This is a genomic window from Pedobacter sp. PACM 27299, from assembly GCF_001412655.1.
Lineage (GTDB): Bacteria > Bacteroidota > Bacteroidia > Sphingobacteriales > Sphingobacteriaceae > Pedobacter.
The window spans coordinates 3,272,202-3,293,690 of sequence record NZ_CP012996.1 but is presented as its reverse complement, the minus strand read 5'-3'; the positions used below and the strand labels follow the sequence as shown (position 1 = coordinate 3,293,690).

Sequence of the window (21,489 nt, the reverse complement as noted above, 5' to 3'; positions counted from 1 at the left end):
TTATAGTGATTATTAATGATGAAACTAAACTAATAAATTTTAACACTAAATTAAAAAGCAATGTAAATTCTAAGCAAGTTTGAAGTATTGAACCTTGCTATATCTCTTTAGTAAGGTTTAATAATTTGTCCGGTGTTTGCGCCAAATACACTTTTGCGAAATCCGTATTCCAATTGCTGCATGGTGACAGGAATATCCCCCTGGAAGTACGCAAAGTATTGTGGTGATGCTTCGATGACCGTTGGGCTGACCGCATTGATACGGATCCCCTTTTCCAGTTCAATAGCTGCCGCCCTAACGAAAGATTCTACGCCCCCATTGGCAGCGGAAGCATTAGCAAACATAGGAACTGGTTCATGAGAAAGCGCCCCCGTAATCAGAGTAAAGGATCCTTTTGGATTGATATAGTGCTGTCCGATAAGCACCAGATTGACTTGTCCAATCAGTTTTCCCTCCAAACCATTCTTGAAATCCAAGGGACTCATTTTGCTCCAGGGACCAATGTGTGAAGGGCCTGCGGTACAAATCAATGCGTCAAAAGGGCCGACAGTTTTGTACATTTCTTCCACTGATTCCAGATTGGTAATATCTACCCGAATGTCTCCTCCTTTAGAACTTGCTCTTATGATATCGTGTTCTTTTTCAAATGCGCTGGACAAATGTTTACCCATGGTGCCAGTGGCACCGACGATGATGATTTTCATGTTTTTTTATATTTATTTGATTTAAAATTCTTCTATGATCAGTTGTTTGCTGGACATCATACCTGCTGTTGTTCCGCTAGCCACTGAGTTTGCCACTGTGCGGACCTTGGTAGTACAATCGCCGCAAGCGTAAATTCCTTTAATGCTGGTTTCCTGATTTTGGTCAACTTTAATATAGCCCTCCTCTGTGGGCTCACAGCCTAATATCTGCGGGATTTGGCATTGCTGGAAAAAGGAATGTCTGGAGTAGATCGCCTTAACTTTAACAGAGGTCCCATCAGTAAAAACTACCCGATCTAACTGTCCGACAGTATGGTTCAACCTTTCCATTATTTTTTCCTGAATACCTATCTTGTGTTTTTTTAGCTGCAGCAGTTGCTCTGCTGTAAAACTGTGCTTTCCATTGGTAAATAAGGTTAGCTGATCGGTCCAGTTCGAGATCAATACCGCAAGTTCGTAGGCATTTTTTCCATTGCCCAAAATCCCGGTCTTTTCCTTTCTGACCTCATACCCGTGGCAATAAGGGCAATGCAATACGGAGATTCCCCAGCAGGCTTCAAATCCCTCAATTTTTGCAGCCTCATCAATAATCCCAGTCGAAAAAATGAGCTTTTTAGCGAAAAATGTTTCACCGGTTCCAATTGTAATTTCAAACCCGTTGTTCGTTTTTTTTCCTGACCTGGCAATGCCTTCTAAAAACCGAATACTTGGATAGGCTGCGACCTGCTGCCTGGCCAGGCTTGCAATTTCTTTGGGTGTTTTTCCATCCTGACCGAGAAAGTTGTGCGAGTATGGGGTCTGGCGATTGCAAGGCTTTCCACTATCAATCACCAGGGTATGCTTTAATGCCCGGCCGAGCGACATTGCCGCTGCCAGACCTGCATAACTTCCGCCTATAATGATGACGTCGTATTGTTTTAAATTTTCCATTGTTGTATTTGCTATTGTCCTATTAGAGGGTAGATGGAACGTCGCTAAAAGCAGTCCGCCTTGTTGAAGAAAACTTCGCCTTGATACCCGACCTTTAATTTGGGGTGTTTTCACTTTTATTTGGCTGAAGTACTTTGATCAGGTAGTTTACAAAGGGAAGCCCGGCAAATATGATCCAGGGTACCAGGAGCAGCGTGAGCACAAGTGTTTTCAGGTATAACGGCAATTCAATTGTTGATTTGCTCAATAGATATAGCGCAGCGGTAATCGAAGGATAAATGACAACCCAAATCTTCAGTGAGGTAATCAATTTCATTTTAGTATTCATACTCTTTTCTTTATTGAATCATTTAGTTCAACAAATTTAGGAAGGTTCCCAATCAGCGAATAGCACGAAAATAGAGTTCAATGGGATTAATAGGAAGTTCTATCCGCCTGCTCCGGATTCCTTCTTTGTGAATGCAGGGAATACCGTTCAAACCCTTGTATATCATTATTTATGGCCGGTTGCTATGCTCAGCAACTGGCTATAATTGTCCCAAAAAAATTAGCATAAAAATCCCATTAGCTTTAAAAAAAACTAGTTTTTAAACCCATAATCCGTCAGAATTTTAGGGAGATTTTTGCTCCAAGTGGGCCATTTTATTGATCAATGCAAAATACTCTGTCTCCAAATGCCTGAAAGCTTTAGTCTCGGGGACACCCTCAGGAAAATCCAGTCTTTTTTTATGATAATCTACAGTCACCTGGAACAAAACGGGCTTTAGTCGCCTGGTATAGCGTTTCTTTTGCCTGTTCCTCTGGAGATGCCGGAGCGCCATTCAAATTGCCTGCATAAGCACTATCTGAAATCAATTTGCCATTCGCTGATTTAAAACAGACATAAATTTCCATCTGTTCCTCCATCATCCAATCTTTGGAAAGCGGCAGAAAACAGCTCCCTTCGCCCCTTCTGGCTGCATTCAAATAACCGCTCGCCCGCTTTCTACCCGGATGACTGACCATCACCATCAGTTGGTCATCATCAGCCCCGTTTTCATTAATGCCAGAATTCCAGCTCAAATGAAGGCCATTTTCTCCTTTGCTGATCTGTAACTCATTTGCCGATTCCAGCAGTCCTTTACTGAGGATCACTTCGGCATAATCAACCCTAATATTTGGATATTCACCTGTTAAAGCGTGCTTCTTATTATAGGAAGTGGCCAGGTTATGTGGATTTTTCAAACTGCCTTCGGCTTCCGATTTAAAGCTGACATTGATAAAATCTGTCATTGGTTTCAAAAATTCCATTGTCGCTGACATGGCCTGACGATTGGCCTTTTGTTTTAAGCTTGGTTTCCCTGGCTTTCCAATCCTGCGACCCACTAATTGTCCGTTTAATTGATAAAAGACTAGGTTTCCTATTTTCCCGGAAGGGCGCCCAAAAGGGCCTACTGTAAATATTGCCATGATAAAAGGGTTTATTGGTTAGCATTATAAAACACCAAGGTACTAATAAACAATAGAACAAATAGTGTTTCACCTTGAATCTTACTAACATTATTAGTAATTAAAATGTATTTAAAAACGGCCTTTAAACAGGGTTTGAAAGCAAATCTGAGAAGAAGAGCCCTAGCAAGCCCCTCCTATTGTTTTATGAAAAATTAAAAATCAGAAAGGACTATCACTGCAGTGCCTAAAAACAAAAATTACAGCTTGTGGGTTATAGCCAACAATTAATTAGAATGATACCGGTGTTTAATATTTGAAATCATTTTTTATGAACCGAACCCCTAAAAAACACAGTTATTTTCACAGGAATGGCCTCAGCATTGTTTTCTTAAGTTTATTTATCGTTACCCTAGCTGCACAAGCCCTCACTGGCTGGAAACAACATAACCAGGAACTCCCTCTCCATCTGTTTCGCTCTCCTATTCTTTTTTAGCTGGGCGATGCACCTCTATGGCAGCTGGCAAAACTATAATGTCACACAAGCAGGAAAGCATTTAAGTAAAGTTTCAGTCATGACCTACCTTGCGCAGCCAGAATTCTGGTTTGAAACCTTTCAAAACTGGCAAAGCGAATTTCTTTCTGTTGCATCCATCGTGGTTTTGACGATATACCTGCGGCAAAAAGGATCTCCTGAATCCAAACCTGTTGACGCTGCACATTGGGAAACAGGAAAATAATCTGTTCCTGCTGCTGCAAAGTATCACCGGATAATCCTGGCCGTTTAACTGTAAAATATCATGAACAAATGGTTCCTAATATATGGCAATAGAAAAACTAATATGGCTTGATGAAACATAAAAGCGGCTCAGCTTGTTTTTTAAGTAATCTCTAATACTCATTAAAACCTCAAATTATGGCAAAGCAAGAAAACATCGAAAGAAAAGATAATGCGCCTAAAAAAACTGTTTACAAAGAAACAGAAGAACGTATCAATGAAAACAAACCCGATAATGGAGAGACATCTTCTGTAGCAGATTTGGGAAGAACAGACTTGATTTCCAGACCGGAACGCAAACACAAACCACTGGGATCAAGCCATGAGCCCGGAACAACACCTGGCAGCGACCTCTAAGCCTCTAGCAGAAACAAAATGTAAATCATTAAAATAATAGACAGATGAAAAACAATAAAACATCAAAACCTGGCTCTACCACATATGATGTCGAAAAAACCGAGGACTTAACCAGTCCCAAATACCATAGCAGTACCGATCGTAGAAATAGCGAAGAGTTACCGGCGACAGAAAATCTAAATGACCAACCTCAAAACAATGCTAAAGAGAAAACAGAAGAAAAAGATCTTCCAAAAACTAATCTAGGCAACAAAGAGAAAGGGAATGAAAAGCAGCGTGAAAAAATCATTACACCCTAATAAAAGACTTTTTATCTTTCCTCCTCCATCCTTTGAGAAACCTCAAAAGCGCCAAAAGTATTATTTTGACGCTTTTGAAGGTTAAAGAAATTACTAGTTAAACTATCTATTTAAGGACACATGCTGGATTAGGACTTTCTGATTCAAAAACCAGCCCTGTGTCTGCGGTTTTATCTCTCCTTTCTAAATAACTCCTCCAACCAATCATCAGAAAAGCAATAAGTCCAAATACCACAGTAGACCATGGGGTATCACTGACTCCGCTTGTTGCGATGATCCAGCCACCTACAGTAGTTCCTAAAGTAACCCCCAAATTCCCAAATGATGTAGCCAGACTATTTGCAAATTCCAAAGATTTCGGTGCGGAAGAAATCATATAAGTAGAAGCATTCAGAAAACTTGGCGCATATAAAAATCCCCAGAGCAGGATCACTATAATGGTTGCAATCGTATTTCCTCCTGAAAAATGAAGCAGCACAGGAATGATGATAGTCCCGGAAAGGAAAAATGCCGTCGTTTTTGTGACGTTCTTATTCAGCATTTTTCCTGCTATCCAATTGGCAAAAACACCGATAAGGCCAAATAAAAATAACATGTAGCTCACCATCACATTGTCCATATATTTAGCTTTATTCAGATAATCTGCGAAATAACTATAAGTCGAAAACCAGCCAGAAATCATAAAGAAATTCATTGCCGTACTGATTAAAAATATGGGTTGCTTTAAAATTTTTAGCTGACTGCCATAAGATTTTTTCTCCCTGACCGGCATAGAAGGCAACAAGAAATAGATTCCGGCCATCGCTATTGCACTCACCAGTGCCTGCACCATAAACGAGTACTCCCAGGAAAACTGACTTGCTAAATAAGTAGCAAATGGAACTGTGGTCACCATCGCAATCGCTACACCACTGAAAACAATACTCATCAGTTCATTTTTGTTCTTTTGATCACCCTGTGCAACGGCAACAGATAAAGCCGTGGCAATATAAACAGGCTGTAGAAAAGCAGGCAACACCCGAACCAGCATGAGCAGCCAAAAGGCGGCGAAAATGAAGAGACAATTCCAGTAATTAGAAAAATTGAAATGGCGGTAAGCATGACTTTCTTACGGTCAAATCCTGAGGTGAGTAAGGTCATGAAAGGACCTGTTACAGCAATAATTAGGGCGAAAGCACTCAATAAAACACCGGCTTTATCAATGGTGATTTCATAATGTGAAGCGATCTGAGGCAAAATTCCGATGACGCCAAATTCTGTAGTAATCACTCCCACAAAACCAAGGCAACCGATGTAGGCAAACTTTTTAGTATTCATTATTTATTGAAATTTTGAGTTAAAAAATGAGCAGTTTCTTCAATAGCAAGATTGCCTTCCTCTATGATTCCTCCCATCTGAAAAAAGCCATGAACCATCCCTTTATACAAAGATTGCTGAACCTGAACACCCGATTTTTTTAGTTTTTCTGCATACAACGCTCCTTCATCTCTCAAGGGATCATATTCCGCTAGAATGATTAAAGTGGCAGGCATACTGGAAAGCGCGGTTTCACGTAAAGGTGAAGCAGCAGGGTTTTCTCTCTCCGTTAAAGGCAAATATAAATCCCAGGCCTCTACTGCTCCCTCATAATTGAGGACTGGGCCATCTTTGAATTCTTGCCAGGATGGGGTTTGAAGCGCAGCATCCGTAACCGGATAGATTAATGCCTGACAAACGATTTTATTTAGGTTGTTTTTTAAAGCTCGAACAGTGATTGCTGTGGCCAATGCAGCCCCGGCGCTGTCGCCGGCAATAGCCAGGCGGTTCAGGTCAGCCCCTAATGTTTTCGCATTTTCAACAACCCACTCTAAGGCATTGTAACCATCATTTAATCCCGTAGGAAAAGGGAATTCCGGTGCCAGCCGATAATCTACAGCCACAATAATGGCCCTTGATAAGTTAGATAATTTTCTTAATGGTCGATCGTGGGTTGCTAAACTTCCTGCATTAAACCAGCCCCCATGAAGGTAAATAATTACGGGTAATTCTTCTTCAGCTGAAGGCCGATAGATGCGAAGATTTATCTTTTGATCAAAAGCTAATATTTCACGCTGTTCTACTTTAAAAATAGCTTCCTCCGTTCCTGCCATTGGGATAAATTTTTCATAGAAACTCCTGCCGGCGGCTATTTTATTTTCAATCGCCGGTACCTCAATGGATTGGATATAATCGAGTGCTTTTTTTACTTGTTCTGATAATTGCATACACCAAATTGTTTTTAATATTATGCAGCAAAGTTATTTTCTAGCTTTACTTTTGCACAGCATACAACGATTTGTATGGTACTAACAATTTTGTAAGTAATGGCCACAAGAAAAGAAGGTTCAACTAATATGCTGAACGAAAAATGTATCACAGAAGGATGTGATTTAACTTATGCGGTGTGTAAAGTCGGCGGCCGCTGGAAGTTGTTAATCCTATGCAAGCTGGAAGAAGGAAAGTTAAGGTTTGGGGAAATAAGAAAACTGATCCCAGGTGTGACGGAGCGTATGCTGACCCTGCAGCTGCGGGAATTGGAAAAGGATGGATTGGTCAAGCGTACGGTTTATGCGGAAGTTCCGCCAAGGGTAGACTATGAATTGACTGATGTGGCACAGGAGCTTATTCCAATTTGGTCGCAATTGAGCAAATGGGGAACAAAACATAGAGAAATGATGAAATAACAGCGAAAATAAACAATAGAAAAAGCCTCGGATGCACTTGTTTTTACAGCACATCCGGGGCTTTTCATTTGATGATTTTTGATCAAGGCTGGCATCCCCTAAAAGCTCCAGTATATCTCAATAAAACCCTGTATATCTTAATATAATCCCGATATCTTAATGAAATTTCGGTATTGGATTTAAGCTTAAATTCTGACGCTGGTGCCAGTATGGATAAATGGTAGGTACTTCACTGGCCTGATCTAATTTTTTAATTTGTTCAGTGCTTAAGTTCCAGCCTACGGCTTCCAGATTCTGGATCAGCTGCTCTTCATTTCTGGCACCTACAATAATGCTGGACACTGTTGGTCGCTGTAAAAGCCAGTTTAAAGAAACCTGTGCAACAGATTTACCGGTTTCTGCTGCTACCTCGTCCAACGCATCTAATGTGTTATAAAACACTTCCTCATTGACTACCGCTTCTGGTACCGGACTGCCGCCTTCTGCGATGCGCCCGGTTTTAGGCAAGGGCTTATTTCTGCCATACTTACCTCCTAATCGGCCTGCAGCCAGTGGCGACCAGATCATTGCACCAACATTCTGATCCAATCCTAAAGGCATCAGCTCCCATTCGTACTCTCTGTTGGCCAGTGAATAATAGACCTGATGTGCGATATAACGATTCCAGTGTGCCCTATCGGAAATTCCAAGTGATTTCATGAGATGCCATCCAGAGAAATTAGAAGCGGCAATATAACGAATCTTACCACTCTGAATCAGGTCGTCCAGCGTACGTAAAGTTTCTTCTACCGGCGTATTTCCGTCAAAACCGTGCATGTGGTAAATGTCGATATAATCAGTTTTTAATCTTTTCAAACTCCCTTCCACTTGTTTCAATAAATGAAAACGAGAAGAACCCTGGTTATTGGGCGCTTCACCGAAAGGGAATGTCGCTTTAGTAGAGATCATCAACCGATCTCTTTTACCTGCGATTGCCTCACCTAATACTTCTTCCGCAAGACCATCAGAATAAATGTCTGCGGTATCAAATAAATTGACCCCTGCATCCAGGCAAATGTCTACCAATCTGCTCGCTTCTGCCCCTTGAGTGCTGCCCCAGGCTTTAAAAAAATCACCACTGCCGCCAAAAGTGGCAGTACCAAAACTGAGCACAGGAACTTGTAATCCTGATGCGCCTAATTTTCTATATTCCATTTCTTTTCTGCTAAATATGATTAATGTGTATTGCACCTGCCAGCACCTGCCAGCACCTGCCAGCACCTGCCAGCACCTGCCAGCACCTGCCAGCACCTGCCAGCACCTGCCAAAGGAAAACACTATTTTCAGAATTTTGTTCATAAATTGGAATAAACGACATAAAACAAACAATCCCGAATAATTCCTTGACCAAAGAATTATTCGGGATTTTACTAGAATGGTTTCCAGGTACCCAATATCTTCTCCACAGTATATTCTTTCAGTTCAGTGTCGGTCAATTGCTTAGACCAAGCGACTCTTTTTCCTGCCTGATATCCAGGGCCGGTGCTCTTGTATTCTGCGTAAAAGGCAGTCGCTTCATTGGCTGTATTCCCCCAGTTGTTCCATCCTTCCGGGCGGATGTGCGCGGCCATCGTACAATTCACAAATACGACATTCGCATTTGGACGCCATGGTCGCCCCAAATAAACCGTTGCTGTACCGGAAACACCAGTTAGCTTGCAATTTAGGTACACATAGCCATACTTTTTACCTGCAGGCGTAGAGGCAGCTGTCACATAACCATCCCGCAGACTATGAATCGTACAATTGTCAAATAAGGCGGTGGAACCACCAAACATGTAATCTACTGTTCCGGCGATATAACAGTCTTTAAGATACTGTGTGGTTTGATCAGCCGCATAATAAGTATCCTGAAAGCCCAGAAATTTACACCGACTAAAAGCAGCAAGATCGCCGCCAATATTAATGGCCAATGCTTGTCCGGCATCAATTCCAGCAGTATTCTGAATGGTCAGGTTGCTCGCTTTAAAGTTAGTGGCTTTGATAAAAACCGAAGCAGAACCGGAGGTGCCAAACTCGACTCCATTTCCATCCAGTCTTTTCGCATAGTTATCAAAAGTAAGTACGGTTTTATCTATATCTTCCCCCTGAAAATGCAGGAAATTCTTTAGTTTCGGCACGGTAATCACTTCTTTATAAATCCCATTTTTAATGGCAATAACATAAGGTTTTGTAGCATTTACGGGTGCTGCATCCACTGCTGCCTGCACAGTGGTATAATCACCGGTGCCATCCTTGGCAACTATTTTATCAGGTTTAACCTGGACAGTTTCTTCGGTAAATGGTGTCGTATCTTCTATCGTTTCGTCATGACCTTTTTTACAGGAGGTCAGGCTTAAACAGAAAGTAAATATCAATAGGGCGATTTTATGAGATTTGATCATGGTTTTACTTGATTTAGGGTGATGGTATTTACAAGACTGTTCAGGTATACTTCAATATTATCATAGCCAGTACTCAGGTTTCTTCCGTTGGCATTTGCTACGAGTGGATCCAGACCCTGTGCAATTTCCCAGCTATCTGGCATTCCATCGCCATCTGTGTCCAGCAAAGGACTCAGCGTCATTAAAGTTGGCCATCCACCTACATCATTGGCATTGTCAATAATTCCGTTTTTACTTTGAGCAGCACCACTGGAGCCATTCGCGGTAAAGGTTCCATTTTTTACATTGTCTAAAACACGAAGGTCTACGGCATCTCTTTTTAAAGAAGCACCGCCATAATCCAGTACTTTTAGATAAGCAGCTTCTGCGGTATGAGTGGTCACATTCTGAGCCGTTGGCAAAGCTGCAGAAAGTTTCATTGCTGCTTTATCTGCTGCGGATACTGTGCCATAACCACTGCTGTACTGATTGTAGACTCCATAAGTCCAGTTGTCATTGGTCGGATTGCTGCGGCCAAAAACATAATTGCCTTCAATAAAAAACTTACCCCAGATGTCATATACTTCTGTTCCGGCAATCTTATTCTTGTCAATTGAAAATATGCGGTCACTGTTTTTTGTAGCTGGTCCGGGTTTGTAATAATTGTTGATGAGGTTGATATTCATCGCTTCTCCGCCATAAGCGCTGTTGCTGCCCCAGTTATAGATCACATTATTTCTAAAATCTACGAGGTCTGTCAGTGCATAAGCACTCCCTGCACGCTCCCCAAATCTGGGATTTCTACTGTCATGATGCGCAAGTAAATTATGGTGGAAAGAAGCATTTTTACCTCCCCATACTCCTCCATAGCCATGCGGACCTTTATCATGGGCAGATTCCCGCAGACTTTCAGAAATGATAGACCATTGTAAAGTCAGATTATCATTGTTGTAAAAGGAAACACATTCATCTGTAGACCAGCTCATTGAACAATGGTCTACAATGATATTCTTCCATTCGTAGCCACCCATCGCATCCGCCTCCATTTTCGCTTCATCCCCCATTCTAAAACGCATATAGCGGATAATGACATTGTTACTTTTTACATTTAAAGGGTATTTCCTAATGGTGATGCCATCGCCAGGTGCAGTCTGACCAGCGATATACACATCGCCATTGCTTAAGTTTAATGCCGAATTGAGGGTAATGGTCCCAGAAATTTCAAACACAATAATCCGGGCACCCTTGGTGTCTATAGCGGCTCTTAAACTGCCTGCACCTGCGTCGTTCAGATTGGTCACTTTAATGACCTTTCCTCCTCTGCCACCGGTCGTAATTTTTCCGAAACCTTCTGCCCCGGGAAAGGCAATTGCGCTTTCTTCTTTTGGAAGGTTTAGGATGGGAATTGGAGCCGTTTCAATTGGCTGGCCAAGGAGCTGCGACTTTTTACAGGACGTCATGCCCATAAAAATGCTGGTCGCTGCTAGTGTAGCATAGAGCGTCATTTTCATCGTTTAACTGGTTTAGTTATGCCGAATTCTATACACCAGAGAAGGCAATCGATTGCCTAATTGGGTTGCAAAAATTCCAGCGTTATATATTTGGTTAAAACAATGGTACTTAGTTTTTTAACTAAAAGAAAGATTGTTTGCATAAAAAACTATGCAATCGTTGCCGGTCTGATTTCTTTTAGCAGCTCAAAGAATAAGGGTCAAACTATTCGTTATCGATCACAGGAATCCGTTACATTTAGTCAATCTTTTAAATCAACAAGATGAAACATCTACTTCCCTTTATCCTGGTTGCTGCTCAGCTGCTGAACTATGCTCCTGCGCAATCGCAGCAATATCTGGGTTCAAAAACGCTTTACAAGCCGCTTCATGAAAAATACGCCAAAGTTCCGACGGATTATCAACCTGTATTTTTGAATCATCTTGGCCGCCATGGCGCAAGAAACCTGACCAAAGATGTGGCAAATCAACTGCCTGGATGTTCATCTTTAAAGCGGATAGTGCTAAAGCTTTAAATCAACGCGGAAAGCAACTAAAAGCAGCACTAGTGCATCTGCAAAAAGTAGAACTTAAAAACCTGGAATCTATTTCTGAAATCGGAAAGGAGGAACTCAGGGGAATTGCCATCCGCGCCTATCGTGTGGAGCCCGCTTTTTTTGCCCCAAACCAGCTCATATTAATTAATACTACGAGCAAAGAGCGTACAAAACAAAGTGCGATGGCCTTTTTAGAAGGTGTTTCAACAGCATCAAGAGGGAAAATGGCCAGCATCAAATGGAATGAGAAAGATGATGTAAACCTTAGGTTTTTTGATTTATCCAAACCCTATTTATCCTTTAAAGCTTTAGGTCCATGGCATTCCAGTTATGATCAACTGGCAAAAAACCTTAAACAGGAGGCCATCTCTGCGCGTATTTTCAATACTTTTTTCCAGGCAGACTATGCAAAACGCATCAATGCCAAAGAGAAAATTCGTTTTGCAGATGACTTGTATGGTTTTTACAGCATCCTGCCTGCCATTCAACAGGAGGTCCTGAAATATGGCATCAGCGACAAAGACCTCAATTTAAACCAGTTTTTTACAGCAGCGGAATTGGCTGTATTGTGTCAGCTGAGTGATGCAGATAACTTTCTGAAAAAAGGCCCTGGAACAGATGAAAATGGGATCCAGGTGCGCATTGCAGCCCCTTTGCTAGCCGATTTCATCCGTACCACAGATGCCTTTATCCAATCCAAACCATACAGCGCGGTGCTCCGTTTTGCCCATGCAGAAACCATTGCTCCTTTTGCAGCCATTCTGAATTTAGAGGGTGCTTCCACTGCCACAAAAAACATACAGACTTTTGACCAGCTTTGGAAAGCAAAAAATATCATTCCTTTTAGTGCAAACATTCAAATGCTCCTTTACAAAAATCCCTGGAACAACAGCTACCTGGTCAAATTTTTCCTCAATGAAAAGGAAACAAAGATTAAAGGCCTGGGTACAAAAATCGCTCCTTATTATCTCTATAAAGACGTTCGTGCATTTTATTTAAAAAAACTAAAGGATCTTGGCCTGGGCTTAAATAGCAATATGGAAGAATACCTGAACAATGCTAAATAAAACACAAACAGATTTCTATATTTGATTCCATATAACTAACCGTTTTAACAAAAAACATTATGAAAAGATACTTTTTTATACTCTTTTTATTTTTCTCTTTTCAGGATACGCGCAGCAAAGCCTGAACAATTACAAATATGTAGTGGTTCCAGAAAAATTCAGCTTCTTAAAAACCAATAATCTTTATGGATTAAATGACCTGGCTAAATTCCTTGTCGAGCAAAAGGGATTTACTGCCTATTTCGACAATTCAGAACTGCCGGCAGAGATTGCAAATAACAAATGCAGCGCATTGAACCTGGACTTAATAGAGCGTAAAACCATGTTTACGACTAACCTGACCATCATATTAAAAGATTGCCAGGGCAATATCCTCTTTAAAAGTAAGGAAGGAAAAAGCAGGGAGAAAGAATATAAAACCTCTTATAATTTTGCGCTTAGAGATGCTTTTAGCTCCATGGACAGCTTAAACTATGTGGCTTCAGCTGCGCCGATGACACCAATGCCAATGGCAGCAGTTCCTCAGCAAAGCACTGTAGTTACTTATGCTCCAGCTACGGCCTCCGAAGTCGTTCCTGCTGCCGGTACTTTATACGCACAGCCAATTGCGAACGGTTTTCAATTGATCAACACTGCTCCAAAAGTTGTACTGACGCTACTTATTACTACCGTGCCTGATTACTTTATCGCTAATAATGCTAGTGCTCAAGGCATCGCCTTCAAAAGAAATGCTGAATGGTTCTTTGAATATTATCAGAACAATAAACTGGTAACTGAAAAATTATTGATCAAGTTTTAAAACATTCACACACCTGGCTCCTTCCCGGGAAATCGCCAGGTGTGCTGCTACCGTTTATCCCAAAATTATAGAATAAACACGCTATAGCTGACTGATTCATTTTGCGATCAGCTAAGTTTTTCATGATTTTCTTTTTGTGTCATTTCCCTTGAATTTGATCTGCTGGTCGATTGAGGGAATTTAAACCACAGCAAACAGCGATTTTTGCTTACTTTTACACAAAAAATTGAGTAATTATGCCTTTTACAGCCTTAGGTTTGTCACCTGCTTTATTGAAAGCACTTGCAGATCAAAATTTCACAGCGCCCACTCCCATTCAACAAACCGCTATCCCAGCTATATTAAATAAAAAAGACGTTTTAGGTATTGCTAAAACCGGTTCCGGAAAAACAGCCAGTTACGTTTTACCGATTTTAATGAATTTGCAGCAAACTATTGGCGTGAAAAATCGCCATGCGAATGTATTGGTCCTCGTGCCTACGCGTGAATTGGCAGAACAAGTAAAAGAAGTATTCAAGACCTTTAGTCCGGCATTAACCAAGCCAGTGAAAACCTTAGCTGTATATGGCGGCGTTTCCATTAACCCACAAATGATGGGCATGCAAGGCGTAAACGTCTTGGTGGCTACACCAGGCCGCTTATTAGAATTGGTAGACAATAATGCGGTGCACTTATCGGATATTGAAACCTTAGTATTAGATGAGGCTGATAAAATGCTCAACTTAGGTTTTAAAGAAGAACTTAACAAAATCCTTGCTTTATTACCTAAGAAACGTCAGAATTTATTGTTTTCTGCTACGCTTAGCCCTGATATTGAAAACATCAACCAAATTGTGCTGAAGGATGCAGTAGTGATTAAACTGGAAGCAGAAGAAGACACATTGGACACGATCAATCAGCTGGCTTATATTGTTTCAGAAGAAAAGAAAGGACCATTTTTACGCTACCTGATCCAGCACCATGACATGCAGCAGGTATTGGTATTTACTTCCTCCACACATCAGGCAGATGCGGTGGTTAACAAGCTTAAAAAGAATAATGTTGATGCCAGGGCGATCCATAGCAAGAAAAGTCAGGGTTCCAGAACGGAATCTTTGCTGCTCTTCAAATCCGGAAAGCTCAGGGTACTGGTGGCCACAGATTTAATGGCCAGAGGGATTGACATTAACTTCCTTCCTTATGTGATCAATTATGAGTTGCCAAGATCACCTAAAGATTATGTACACCGGATTGGAAGAACCGGCCGTGCAGAAGCCGCAGGAGATGCCATTTCCTTAGTCAGTAAAAATGATTTACACCACTTTGAAGTGATCCAGAAAAAGATGGGCAAGACTGTAAACTTAATTGATGGCGAAAATATCATTTAATTATAAAAGAGAGAGAACTGCCCCAAAATTTAGACCATCTTGGGGCAGCTCAATAGCAGGGCTTTGTCTTATTTTTTTAGCCAGGAAACCTGCTGTTTGCTTTCATGATCTGCACCAATAATATCTTTATAAAGCTCCGGTCTTCTGGCCTCCAGATAGCGAAATCCCCCAGCTAAATGAAGGGGCTCTGGACTCAGCTCTGCGATCACAAATTCATCATCTAATGACCTGCACTCGGTCATTACCTCTCCAAATGGATCAATAATCATAGCGCATCCATTTTTAAGCTGATCATCATCCATGCCAATTGGATTAGCAAACACCACGTATATCGCATTGTCATAAGCACGCGCAGGCAGCCATTTCATCAGCCATTGACGTCCTTTTAAACCGTCAAATTCTGCACGTAATACATCCTGATTGGCAGTCTTGTCGTTCCAGAGTGCAGCATCCACAAAACCTGCACCCGGCCTGGTAGATGGTGTACACATAGTCACATGAGGCATAAAGATCACCTGAGCACCTAATAAGGTGGTGGCCCTCACATTTTCAATGATGTTATTATCGTAACAAATAAGTATGCCACATTTCCAGCCGTATAAGTCAAAAACGGTATATTCATTGCCTGGCGTCAGATGAGGGTTAATAAATGGATGTAACTTACGGTGTTTGGCAATCAAACCGCTTTGATCTACGCAAACATACGCCTTGAATAAGTTATCGTCTTTGTCCTTTTCAAAAAGGCCTGCCAGGATCGCAATTTTATACTTTTTAGCCAATTCTATTAATTTAAGGATGCTGGGCCCCTCTGGGATGAATTCCGCCAGGTTCAGCATTTCTGCTTTGGAAAGCGGTCTTGCAAAAGTATAACCGGTGATGGAACATTCATGGAAGGCTATTGCATCTGCGCCTTCTGCTGCCGCGTTTTTAGCCATTTCTGCGATTACACCGAGGTTATAATCTTTATCAGCGCTGCTGTTTTCAAATTGTGCTGAAGCTATTTTTATGTTTATCATATCTCAGTATTTAATTAAGGAAGAAGCCCAAAACTAGGTACACTTGTGGATAAAAATTTGTATAAAACCGACAAATTAATATTTAAACGGCCATGAGGTTGATGGCCAGGAGCTGCTGGCTATGCTTGTACTGTCTGGGACTGAGGCCTGTCATCTTTTTGAAGTTATTATTCAGGTGCGCCTGATCGTAATATCCAGAGGCATAAATCAGTTCCGAGATTTTGCCTTTGCCGGATTGCTTTTGCAGGAGTTTCAGGAAATGCTGAAACTTAATCGTGTCTGCAAATCTTTTAGGGCTGATCCCAATATGCTCCCTGAATTTACGTTCCAATTGCTTTTCCGTTACTGGCAGGATTTGCAGTAACTGATCAATGCTGATGATGCCATGATGCTGATAAATTACCTTCATGGCCATGCTGATGTCGGTATTCAGATCACTGGACTCCATCATTCTTTTCCTGAGCAGCTTTTCAATGTGACCGATGGCCAGCTCTATTGAAGCTGCAGAAATGACCTGCTCTTCCAGATCCTGGGCTTCCTGCCCAAATAAATCGACCAGGGGAAGGGTATGGTCTTTTAACTCCTCAGCTGGAATGTGGAAATGAGTAAACAATACCTGGGGCTGTAAAACGACTACAATCATGCTTAAGTTTCCGCTGGAAGCAATCGTATTGTAATGGCTGAGCTGCCCGTAAACAAAACTCCGGGGCTGTAATTGAGGATTCAGATGGACTTCATCCCATTGCAGCAGCTGATCTTTCAAATGAAAAACCATGCCTGGATTCCCGTCAGAAAACATCCGGTATAACTGCTGTGTAGAAGTCTGCCGACTTAATACCAGGTAGTGTTTTACCAAACCCTGAACAGAAATATGAGGAGGCAATTGCATATCGGGTGTAAAGGTAAACAAAAACGGCCCCGAATGTACATCATCCGGAGCCGTTCTGCTGCTTTAAAAACCTTGAATTAATTCATCATTATTTCCAGCCTCCGCCTAAATCCCTATAAAAGTGGACTACCGCATTCAGTTGTTCCTTTTTAGTTTCTATCAGTTCTAATTTAGATTCCAGGGCATCTCTTTGTGTCATTAAGACTTCAAAATAATTCACTCTGGCCGACTTAAACAGATCATTTGAAACTACGATTGACTTGTTCAGCGCATCTACCTGCTGTGATTTCAAATCATAGCTTTTTTCCAGGTTGCCGATCTTGGAAAGCTGGTTAGAAACCTCCAGATACGCATTTAAAATACTGCGTTCATAGTTGTACATCGCCTGAAGCTGACGGGCATTAGCCGTGTTGAATTCCGCTTTAATCGCATTTCTATTGATCAGAGGACCAGCAACATCACCAGCCAGTGAATACAATACCGACTCCGGGAATTTCAAGAAATAACTCGGCTTAAAGGCCTGTAATCCTACCGCTGCGGAAATGTCCAGGGAAGGATAAAATGCAGCCCTGGCTACCTTAACATCGAGTTTTGCAGCCGCAAGTTCCAGTTCCGCCTGTTTAATATCCGGGCGATTGGCTAGCAATTGCGAAGGCACACCAGCCTGAACAGCTGCAGGTAGTAAACCTAAAAAGTTGCCTCGTTCTCTTTTGATCTCCTGAGGATATTGACCCAGCAGAAAATTAATTCTGTTCTCCGTCTCTTTAGTCCTTTGCATTAGATCAAATTCTAAATTTTTGGAAGCCAATACTTCCGCCTGAAATTTTTGAACGCCTAATTCTGTCGCTCTCGCTGCTTCTTTCTGAACTTTGACAATCGCTAATGCATTCTTTTGCAAGTCGATATTTTGTTTGACAATTTCCAGCTGACTGTCCAGCGCCAGCAACTCATAATAAGCGTCGGCTACTTCAGCAATCAGATTGGTTAATGCAAAATTCTTACCTTCTACAGAAGACAAATATCTGCTCACAGCAGCTTTCTTAGCGCTTCTTAATTTCTTCCAGATGTCTACTTCCCAATGCGCATAAGCGGATAAATTGTAGTCCATCAAAGCGTCTGGAACAGCTTTACCCGGAGCGATTTCAGTTCCGGCATCACCTGCCCCCTGACTGGTGTAACGGCCTACTTTTTCTACGCCAATACCTCCTCCTAAGCCTACTGTTGGCAGTAATTCTCCTTTTTTGATCTTGATTTCGTTTCTGGCGATTTCAATTTCCTGCATGGTGATTTTTAGCTCCTGGTTGTTTTTCAAGGCTGTATCAATCAGATTAACCAGGTTTTGATCCTTAAAAAAACTACGCCATGGCATCGCTGCGATATTGGTACTGTCCTTACTAGTCGTGTAAATCTCAGGAATAGCGGCATTTGGGGTTTGTACGGCAACCGAAGGCACTTTACATCCTGCTACTGCTATGGCAGCGCTCAGTGCCAGCATGGAGCCTTGTAACTTAAATTTATACATTGTGATCGATTTCTTCAGTTAATGGATTTTCTTCTTCGTTTTTAACTAGTTTATGTTTTTCAGCAATTCTGGCGAATACATAATACAGGCCTGGGATGATCAATACTCCGCAAATGGTACCTACGAGCATGCCGCCAGCGGCTGCAGAACCAATCGTCCGGTTCCCAATTTTACCTGGCCCATTCGCCAATACCAATGGAATCAAGCCTGCGATGAAGGCAAATGAAGTCATTAAAATCGGACGGAAACGGACTGCTGCCCCTTCCATTGCTGCCTGTAACACGGTAGCTCCTGCCCTGTGCTTCTGCACGGCAAACTCCACAATAAGTACCGCGTTCTTACCCAGCAATCCAATGAGCATCACAAAGGCCACCTGTGCATAAATGTTATTTTCTAATCCACAGATTTTCAAGAGCAGGAATGCCCCAAAAATCCCGCATGGTAGGGAAAGGATCACCGTTAACGGCAAAATAAAACTTTCATACTGTGCGGCAAGAATCAGGTATACAAAGCCTAAACAGATCAGGAAAATATAAATTGCCTCGTTTCCACGAGAGACCTCATCTTTGGAAATACCCGCCCAGTCAATACTGAAACCTCTCGGCAAGGTTTTTTCAGCCACCTCATTGATGGCATTAATCGCCGCACCGCTACTGTAACCCGGTGCCGAAGAACCGCTGATCTCTGCAGCATTGTACATATTGTGTCGCGTAATTTCAGACAGACCATACACCTTTTCCATCCTCATAAAGGCCGAAAATGGCACCATTTCATCCCGGTTATTTTTAACATATAACTTAAGGATGTCCTCTGGCAATGCCCTGTACTGTGGTAAAGCCTGTACCATCACCTTATACTGACGGTCGTATTTGATGAAGTTAGTTTCATAATTACTACCGACCAGTGTGGAAAGTGTATTCATGGCATTTTCAATCGTTACGCCTTTCTGCTGTGCAATGTCGTTGTCTACGCGCAGCATATATTGAGGGAATGCCGCACTATAAAAGGTAAATACCGATGATAGTTCCGGACGTTTACTCAATTCCTTCACAAAATCCTTACTCACCGTCTCCATCTTTTTGAAGTCGCCAGATCCAGCCTTGTCTAGTAAACGCAGCTCAAAACCACCAGCAGCACCATATCCGGGAACAGCAGGCGGCTGAAAGAATTCAATAGTAGCCCCGGAAATCCCTTTGGATTTTTCTTCCAGTTCCTTCATAATTTCTTCCACACCGTTTTTCCGGTCTTCCCAGCTTTTCAAATTCACCAAACAGGTACCTGAGTTGGCACTCGTTCCTTCTGTCAGAATTTCATAACCAGCCAATGCAGAAACAGATTGCACCCCTTCTACACCTTCAGCGATTTTCTGCAGTCTTTCTGCAATTTCATTGGTTCTTTCTAAAGAGGAACCGGGAGGCGTTTGAATAATCGCATAGAACATCCCCTGATCCTCATTCGGAATAAACCCTGATGGCAGACTGTTATTCAGGAAGAACGTTCCAGCACAAAATGCCAGCAGCACGCCAAAAGTGATCACCTTACGGTTTACAATCAGCCCAAGCAGCTTTTGGTATTTACCGGAAAGCTTATCAAAACCTGCGTTAAAGCCATCCAAGAACTTATCTAAAGCATTCTTTTTCTTTACTTTACCATGGTGATTTTTCAGTAAAATAGCACAAAGTGCCGGCGTTAACGTTAGGGCAACGATACCAGAAATGATAATCGCTGTAGCCATTGTAATAGAGAACTGTCTGTAGAAAATTCCCACTGGGCCAGACATAAAAGCAACCGGTATAAATACGGCAGCCATCAAAAAGGTAATCGCGATAATGGCACCACTGATCTCGTGCATCACCTTTTTTGTCGCTTTTCTTGCAGAGATATGGAGTTCCTGCATCTTGGCATGGACCGCTTCGATCACCACAATAGCATCATCGACGACGACTCCAATGGCCAGTACCAGGGCAAATAAGGTCACAAGATTGATCGTAATCCCGAAAAACTGCATGAACATAAAAGTTCCAATCAGTGATACGGGAACGGCAATAGCCGGAATCAAGGTCGAACGCCAGTCGCCTAAGAATAGGAATACCACCAATCCAACCAGGATAAATGCTTCTACAAGTGTGTGAATCACTTTTTCAATGGAAGCGTCCAGGAATTTTGACACGTCATAACTGATCTCATAATCTACACCTTTAGGAAAGGAAGATTTCTTGATCTCTTCCATTTTAGCCTTGATGTCTTTGATTACCTGACTCGCATTACTGCCATAAGACTGCTTCACCGTGATTGCCGCCGAAGGTCTTCCGTTCAGGTTCGAATAAATGTCATACATCGAACTTCCGAACTCTATATTGGCCACGTCTTTTAGTCTCAAAATCTCCCCTTGCGGTGTAGACCTTAAAATGATATTTCCGTAAGCTTCCTGAGTAGTGAAACGTCCTGGATATTTTAACACATACTCAAATGATTGTGATCTTTTTCCGGAACTTTCCCCGGTTTTTCCTGGCGAAGCTTCTAAACTTTGCTGGTTCAATGCTTCCAAAACCTCATCTGCAGAGATTTTATAGGCCAGCATCCGGTCTGGTTTTAGCCAGATCCGCATCGCATATTCCCTGTTACCCAGGATATCTGCCACACCAACACCATCTACCCGTTTCAGTTCTGAAAGCACGTTAATGTCTGCAAAGTTGAACAGGAATTTCTGATCCATCTTCGGGTCCTTGCTGTACAAGTTAATGTACATCAGCATGTTTGATTCTTCACGGGTGATCTTTACCCCTTCACGCACCACTAATGGCGGTAATTTGTTGATCACAGAAGCGACACGGTTTTGAATGTTCACAGAAGCCTGATTGGGATCTGTTCCCAGGTTAAACACGACTTGAATCGATGCTTCACCATCATTACCTGCATCAGAAGCCATATATTTCATTCCTGGAACACCATTAATGGCTCTTTCTAAAGGAATAATAACTGATTTAATCATCAGTTCGCCGTTAGCTCCTGGGTATTCGGCGGTGATGTTCACCTTTGGCGGCGAAATCGAAGGGAATTGCGTAACTGGTAAGTGGCTCAAAGCCAAAGCACCCAGAAACACAATAATGAGGGATATTACTATAGAAAGGACTGGCCTTTGTATAAACTTATTAAACATTTACTTAGTTTTAAATGATAGG

23 protein-coding genes are annotated in these 21,489 nt (G+C 41.9%); 9 read left to right on the top strand and 14 right to left on the bottom strand.

Annotation, left to right across the window (positions count from 1 at the left end):
* Positions 1-107: 107 nt before the first annotated feature.
* From AQ505_RS13870 to AQ505_RS13855, 4 genes are all read right to left on the bottom strand, one after another.
* The gene (locus AQ505_RS13870; RefSeq protein ID WP_062548728.1) at positions 108-704 is read right to left on the bottom strand and encodes a short chain dehydrogenase; all 597 of its coding nucleotides are present in this window, start codon (positions 702-704) and stop codon (positions 108-110) included.
* A gap of 21 nt (positions 705-725) precedes the next feature.
* The gene (locus AQ505_RS13865; RefSeq protein ID WP_062548727.1) at positions 726-1,634 is read right to left on the bottom strand and encodes an NAD(P)/FAD-dependent oxidoreductase; all 909 of its coding nucleotides are present in this window, start codon (positions 1,632-1,634) and stop codon (positions 726-728) included.
* 94 nt (positions 1,635-1,728) lie between these two features.
* Positions 1,729-1,962 carry a hypothetical protein gene (locus tag AQ505_RS13860; RefSeq protein WP_062548726.1) on the bottom strand — a complete coding sequence of 78 codons (234 nt, stop codon included), beginning with the start codon at positions 1,960-1,962 and terminating at the stop codon, positions 1,729-1,731.
* A 398-nt stretch (positions 1,963-2,360) separates the two neighbouring features.
* A complete protein-coding gene (locus tag AQ505_RS13855) occupies positions 2,361-3,083 on the bottom strand; it encodes a DUF6266 family protein (protein ID WP_062548725.1) in 723 nt (240 codons plus the stop codon).
* A 310-nt stretch (positions 3,084-3,393) separates the two neighbouring features.
* Here AQ505_RS13855 and AQ505_RS27370 point away from each other — a divergent pair, with 310 nt between their 5' ends.
* The 4 genes from AQ505_RS27370 to AQ505_RS13840 all read left to right on the top strand — a co-directional run bounded on the left by AQ505_RS27370 (position 3,394) and on the right by AQ505_RS13840 (position 4,496).
* Positions 3,394-3,558, top strand: a complete 165-nt coding sequence (locus tag AQ505_RS27370) for a DUF6766 family protein (protein WP_442952120.1) — start codon at positions 3,394-3,396, stop codon at positions 3,556-3,558.
* A gap of 7 nt (positions 3,559-3,565) precedes the next feature.
* Entirely contained in the window at positions 3,566-3,802 is a 237-nt protein-coding gene (locus AQ505_RS26940; protein ID WP_062548724.1) for a DUF6766 family protein, read from the top strand.
* A gap of 176 nt (positions 3,803-3,978) precedes the next feature.
* Positions 3,979-4,197, top strand: a complete 219-nt coding sequence (locus AQ505_RS13845) for a hypothetical protein (RefSeq protein ID WP_062548723.1) — start codon at positions 3,979-3,981, stop codon at positions 4,195-4,197.
* 44 nt (positions 4,198-4,241) lie between these two features.
* The gene (locus tag AQ505_RS13840; protein ID WP_062548722.1) at positions 4,242-4,496 is read left to right on the top strand and encodes a hypothetical protein; all 255 of its coding nucleotides are present in this window, start codon (positions 4,242-4,244) and stop codon (positions 4,494-4,496) included.
* 106 nt (positions 4,497-4,602) lie between these two features.
* On the opposite strand, the gene AQ505_RS13835 is transcribed toward AQ505_RS13840, so the two are convergent.
* From AQ505_RS13835 to AQ505_RS13830, 3 genes are read right to left on the bottom strand one after another with little or no spacing between them, the layout of a single operon-like run.
* Positions 4,603-5,526 carry an MFS transporter gene (locus AQ505_RS13835; RefSeq protein WP_197286183.1) on the bottom strand — a complete coding sequence of 308 codons (924 nt, stop codon included), beginning with the start codon at positions 5,524-5,526 and terminating at the stop codon, positions 4,603-4,605.
* A complete protein-coding gene (locus tag AQ505_RS26660) occupies positions 5,424-5,813 on the bottom strand; it encodes an MFS transporter (protein WP_197286182.1) in 390 nt (129 codons plus the stop codon). Before AQ505_RS26660 ends, AQ505_RS13835 begins: the two co-directional genes overlap by 103 nt.
* The gene (locus AQ505_RS13830) at positions 5,813-6,739 is read right to left on the bottom strand and encodes an alpha/beta hydrolase (protein ID WP_062548721.1); all 927 of its coding nucleotides are present in this window, start codon (positions 6,737-6,739) and stop codon (positions 5,813-5,815) included. Before AQ505_RS13830 ends, AQ505_RS26660 begins: the two co-directional genes overlap by 1 nt.
* A 99-nt stretch (positions 6,740-6,838) precedes the next feature.
* Between AQ505_RS13830 and AQ505_RS13825 the strand changes: the two genes are divergently transcribed.
* Positions 6,839-7,198: a winged helix-turn-helix transcriptional regulator gene (locus AQ505_RS13825; protein WP_062548720.1), complete on the top strand. Its 360-nt coding sequence runs from the start codon at positions 6,839-6,841 to the stop codon at positions 7,196-7,198.
* 156 nt (positions 7,199-7,354) lie between these two features.
* On the opposite strand, the gene AQ505_RS13820 is transcribed toward AQ505_RS13825, so the two are convergent.
* The 3 genes from AQ505_RS13820 to AQ505_RS13810 all read right to left on the bottom strand — a co-directional run bounded on the left by AQ505_RS13820 (position 7,355) and on the right by AQ505_RS13810 (position 11,111).
* Positions 7,355-8,536 (bottom strand): aldo/keto reductase, encoded by a 1,182-nt coding sequence (locus AQ505_RS13820; protein ID WP_231634872.1) that lies wholly within the window; start codon positions 8,534-8,536, stop codon positions 7,355-7,357.
* A 71-nt stretch (positions 8,537-8,607) separates the two neighbouring features.
* Positions 8,608-9,621, bottom strand: coding sequence for a pectinesterase family protein (locus AQ505_RS13815; RefSeq protein WP_062548719.1), 1,014 nt, complete (start codon positions 9,619-9,621; stop codon positions 8,608-8,610).
* Positions 9,618-11,111 (bottom strand): pectate lyase, encoded by a 1,494-nt coding sequence (locus AQ505_RS13810; protein ID WP_082461535.1) that lies wholly within the window; start codon positions 11,109-11,111, stop codon positions 9,618-9,620. The genes AQ505_RS13815 and AQ505_RS13810 overlap by 4 nt, the downstream gene beginning before the upstream one ends.
* A gap of 263 nt (positions 11,112-11,374) precedes the next feature.
* Between AQ505_RS13810 and AQ505_RS26385 the strand changes: the two genes are divergently transcribed.
* The 4 genes from AQ505_RS26385 to AQ505_RS13790 all read left to right on the top strand — a co-directional run bounded on the left by AQ505_RS26385 (position 11,375) and on the right by AQ505_RS13790 (position 14,880).
* On the top strand, positions 11,375-11,626 hold the full coding sequence (locus AQ505_RS26385) for a hypothetical protein (RefSeq protein ID WP_157262367.1): 252 nt from the start codon (positions 11,375-11,377) through the stop codon (positions 11,624-11,626).
* On the top strand, positions 11,590-12,714 hold the full coding sequence (locus AQ505_RS13800) for a histidine-type phosphatase (RefSeq protein WP_062548717.1): 1,125 nt from the start codon (positions 11,590-11,592) through the stop codon (positions 12,712-12,714). Before AQ505_RS26385 ends, AQ505_RS13800 begins: the two co-directional genes overlap by 37 nt.
* 142 nt (positions 12,715-12,856) lie before the next feature.
* Complete coding sequence (locus AQ505_RS13795) at positions 12,857-13,513, top strand: hypothetical protein (protein WP_231634871.1); 657 nt, start codon at positions 12,857-12,859, stop codon at positions 13,511-13,513.
* A gap of 236 nt (positions 13,514-13,749) precedes the next feature.
* Entirely contained in the window at positions 13,750-14,880 is a 1,131-nt protein-coding gene (locus tag AQ505_RS13790) for a DEAD/DEAH box helicase (protein ID WP_062548715.1), read from the top strand.
* Between the two features lie 68 nt (positions 14,881-14,948).
* Here the strand turns inward: AQ505_RS13790 and AQ505_RS13785 are convergent, their stop codons facing one another.
* The 4 genes from AQ505_RS13785 to AQ505_RS13770 all read right to left on the bottom strand — a co-directional run bounded on the left by AQ505_RS13785 (position 14,949) and on the right by AQ505_RS13770 (position 21,467).
* Positions 14,949-15,896 (bottom strand): nitrilase family protein, encoded by a 948-nt coding sequence (locus AQ505_RS13785; protein ID WP_062548714.1) that lies wholly within the window; start codon positions 15,894-15,896, stop codon positions 14,949-14,951.
* An 82-nt stretch (positions 15,897-15,978) separates the two neighbouring features.
* Complete coding sequence (locus tag AQ505_RS13780) at positions 15,979-16,785, bottom strand: helix-turn-helix domain-containing protein (RefSeq protein ID WP_062548713.1); 807 nt, start codon at positions 16,783-16,785, stop codon at positions 15,979-15,981.
* 88 nt (positions 16,786-16,873) lie between these two features.
* The gene (locus AQ505_RS13775) at positions 16,874-18,307 is read right to left on the bottom strand and encodes a TolC family protein (RefSeq protein ID WP_062548712.1); all 1,434 of its coding nucleotides are present in this window, start codon (positions 18,305-18,307) and stop codon (positions 16,874-16,876) included.
* Positions 18,300-21,467, bottom strand: coding sequence for an efflux RND transporter permease subunit (locus AQ505_RS13770; RefSeq protein ID WP_062548711.1), 3,168 nt, complete (start codon positions 21,465-21,467; stop codon positions 18,300-18,302). Before AQ505_RS13770 ends, AQ505_RS13775 begins: the two co-directional genes overlap by 8 nt.
* Between the last annotated feature and the right edge of the window lie 22 nt (positions 21,468-21,489).